General features: G+C 61.3%; 4 protein-coding genes. All 4 read left to right on the forward strand.

The annotated features are described in order from the left end of the window. Positions 1-401: hypothetical protein (locus tag K1X71_21120; GenBank protein MBX7075651.1), on the forward strand; the 401-nt coding region annotated here is incomplete at its 5' end. Positions 402-578: 177 nt separating this feature from the next. Then, a complete protein-coding gene (locus K1X71_21125; protein ID MBX7075652.1) occupies positions 579-1,094 on the forward strand; it encodes a pilus assembly protein in 516 nt (171 codons plus the stop codon). 23 nt (positions 1,095-1,117) lie between these two features. Beyond that, positions 1,118-1,603, forward strand: coding sequence for a pilus assembly protein (locus K1X71_21130; GenBank protein ID MBX7075653.1), 486 nt, complete (start codon positions 1,118-1,120; stop codon positions 1,601-1,603). A 21-nt stretch (positions 1,604-1,624) separates the two neighbouring features. Then, positions 1,625-3,637 (forward strand): Tad domain-containing protein (locus K1X71_21135; GenBank protein MBX7075654.1); only part of this gene is annotated, 2,013 nt, incomplete at its 3' end.

Below are 3,637 nucleotides of genomic sequence, written 5' to 3' on the forward strand. Positions count from 1 at the left end.
GCCGGCGGCGTTCGATCCGCGTCGCGCCGCTGGTCGGAACTCCGCTGGTGGATCGCGGGCCGGCGAATCCGCCGCTGGTCGGTGATCCGTCAAGTGTTGGCGTTGCCACGGCCGAGCCGAGTCAGCCGCCAAAGCCAAAGCGATTCGTGCTCTCGCCAGAGCGGCAGCCGCAGGGCGCACCCGATTGGTTTCTGCAAGCCGATGAGGATGGCGACGGGCAGGTGCTGCTGGCGGAACTCGCCGCGGTGTCTCCCGAGTTGGTATCGCAATTCCCGCGGTTTGATCTGAACAACGATGGCGTGATCACCGCGGCCGAGGTTAGCGCCAGCGCTTTGGATGGGGCTGTAACCACCGACGCGGCCCCAGCTCCTCCCGGTTCGTCGCCATCGGCAGCACCGTAGCGCGGCCGCTGGTCGATCGCGTCGCCGACGAAGGCGCCGAATGAATCGACTGTAGCGAGGCGCGTAGATGCGAAGCGATTGACGATCGTTTCGATTGGTTGCCGCGCATCTTTTTTCGAGCTACCCATTGAATAGTCGCTGCGCGCATTGCGGCGACAAAGTTTTTGGGAGCGAACTATGCGGCGGTCAGTCACCCAGAAGCACAGGCGGAATTCGCGTCGCGCGGTCGTCGCGGTCGAAGCCGCGATGGTATTGCCGGTCTTGATCGTGCTGCTGTTTGGCGTTTGGGAGGTGGGGCGGTTAGTGCAGGTGCAACAACTCCTGACCAACGCGGCGCGCGAAGGCGCCCGCGCCGCGGCGGGAGGTTACATCAACGGCACACCGGTGAGCACCACCACGGTGGAAAACAACGTTCGCACGTACCTCTACGCTTCGGGGCTTCCGTCAACGGCCGTATTGGGAACCCAGGTCAATGTGACCAACCTGAGCGGCAATAGTTGGACGCACCCCTCCGACGCGCTGCCGCTCGACGCGTTTCGCGTCACCGTGACAATTCCATCCGGCGCGCCGTTCGACAGTTTGCGCTGGGCGCTGGTCAATCGCATCACCGGCGTGACTCAAATGAGCGCCAGCGTCGATTGGCGATCGGCCACCGACTCGAAGATTACGGTCGACACCACCATTCCACTTTGAGCCGTTCTCCGGCGATATCAACCATGACGCGATCAGGCCAATCCGATTGGACGAAAAAAAAGCGTGCTCGCCGCCGCGGCGCCGTGCTGGTTGAAGCGGCGCTAGTGCTGCCGCTGTGCATGATCTTCATTCTGGGAATGTTCGAGTACGCGCGCTATGTGATGTTCGTGCAGCTCGTGAACAACGCGGCGCGCGAAGGGGTGCGCTATGCGGTCGCGCATGGCCAGCCGGTCACGATCGCCGGCACAACGTACGGCAACAGCACGAGCGACGTAACCAATATCGTCAATCAATACCTAGGCGGTCAGTCCTTGATTGGTCAACAAGTGCAGGTGTATCTCTCGGACGCGGTCGGCCAGAACATTGGCAACTGGAACGACGCTCAATCGGGAGAAAATATCTGCGTGCGCATCAGCGGCGACTATGGCCTGATGTCGGCGCGGCTCTTGATGGCGCCGGCGACATTTCCGGTGCAATTGCAGGCCGTCATGCGGATCGAAAACAACTAGACGTTGCGGAGTCAAGACATCATGAGACACCACACGAATTCGCGCAGGCCCACCATTCGCTTCCGACGACAGCGACGCGGCGCCGCTTTGGTGCTGATGGTCGCCGTCTTGATTCCCCTGTTGACGTTCTGCGCCTTGGCCATCGACCTGGGTCTTTTGGCCGTCGCGCGCACCCAATGTCAGCAGACGGCCGATAGCGCGGCCATGGCTGGCGCGCGGACGATCAATGGCGACACCACCAACAACAACAACTACGCGAATGTGACGCCCAATGCGCAGTCCGCCGCGACTGCCAATTCGGTGCTGGCCAAGCAGGTGCAAAACTCGCACCTCACACTCAACATCGGCCGTTATGTCTACGACACGAATGACCAACGATTTGAAGGACAATTTCCCGGGCCGTCGACAGAGAACTGGAGCCTGGTGCAGGCGCGGGTGAGCACGAGCATCGCCGACCGGCTGACCTTCTCGCGCGTGTTCAATTTCGCGCCGAACAATATGCAGGCCACCGCAACGGCCGTGCATCGCCCGCGCGACGTGGCGATCGTGCTGGATTACTCCGGTTCGATGCGTTTCGCAAGCCTCTTGGGGACGCCCTACTCCGGCGACCGCAGTTCGAACAACGCGGATTCGGTGATTCCACGATTTGGCCACTATTCGGCGACCGGCTCCGCCGCGTTACAAGCAGGCAGTTTCACCCTGCCTTACTACGAAGCCAACATTACCGCCACCACCAGCGACGGACGCGCGCCGGTGGTGCAAGATTTCTACCAAGACGCTGGCGGCACACCAGCGTTTGTGCCCGCGTCGGGGGGATACGCCAGCGCGCCAGGCGGAGACAATTACCTGCGCCGAGACCTGAACACCGGGGGCAGTTACGCCTCGACGCTGGCGCAAGTGCTCAACCTCAGCACTGTGAGCAACTCGACGCGCGACAACACGTTCGAGACCAGTGGCTACGCCGCGTATGGCATGACGAGCGGGCTGAACGGCTACACGCAAGGCCCAGGCTACTGGGGCAAATCGTTCTTCATCTGGCCGCCCGATCCGACAGATGACTGGCGGAAGAATTACTTTACCTATCCGGGCAGCAGCGCGCAAATGGATGACAACGCGCGACTATGGAATGCGAGCGGTCACTGGCAAGCGCCTGGTGGCGGAACCTATGCCATCAACTACACCGCGATTCTGAACTTCATCAAGAACATTGGTCCCAATCCATTTCCGTCGCGTTTGCAGTCGGGGCGAATCCTGTATTACGACCAGATTCCGAACACGATCGACACGTCGTCGTTCCCGCCGGCCGACATGAACCAGCGCTTCTGGAAGGACTACATCGATTATTGCCTTGGTCTCGTCGAGACTCAGCAAGGCAATTGGTATGTGGCCTGCGACGGCAGCAACGGCGAGATTGGCTACGGACCGGACTATTCCTGGGGGACACGTCGGATCACTGCCAAGAGCAGTCTGCAGGCGAGCGGCAAGCCACCGAAGTTTCCGTACATGCACTATGCCGATAACCCACGTCGGCCACGGCTGCACTTTTGGTTCGGTCCATTGTCGATGGTCGATTTCCTCGGTTGCTACAACCTTTGGAGCCGAGTGTCGCCCAACGCTTCGCGATTTTGCTGGTGGCCAGGCACCTGCCATGAGGCGCCGATGTACGGCTGCAAACTGGGAATCCGCGCGGCGCTCAACGACATCAAGACCAACCATCCCAACGACCTGGTGTCGCTGATCATGTTTTCGGCGCCTAAGGTCAGCGCCAACGACGCGCAGGGACGCCGATTCAATCGCGTGCGGGTGGGGCTGAGTCGCCGCTACGATCAAATGCTCGAGGCCCTGTGGTATCCACCAAGCACGATCGGCAACTCCGGCGCCACGGTGCGCCCCTACGATTCCGAAAACCTGGAAGTCCCGCGCGCCATGGGCGGCACCTGCTATTCCATGCCGCTCATGCTGGCCTTCAATCAGTTCAGCACCAACACCTCGCTGCGATCCTATAGCGGCGGACAGCCGTTGGGCGACGCCGGG

It is taken from the genome of Pirellulales bacterium, assembly GCA_019694455.1.
In the GTDB taxonomy this organism is placed as follows: Bacteria; Planctomycetota; Planctomycetia; order Pirellulales; family JAEUIK01; genus JAIBBY01.

Coding starts and splice junctions, on each gene's coding strand:
- K1X71_21125 (MBX7075652.1), top strand. CDS start 579: ATGCGGCGGTCAGTCACCCAGAAGCACAGGCGGAATTCGCGTCGCGCG.
- K1X71_21130 (MBX7075653.1), top strand. CDS start 1,118: ATGACGCGATCAGGCCAATCCGATTGGACGAAAAAAAAGCGTGCTCGC.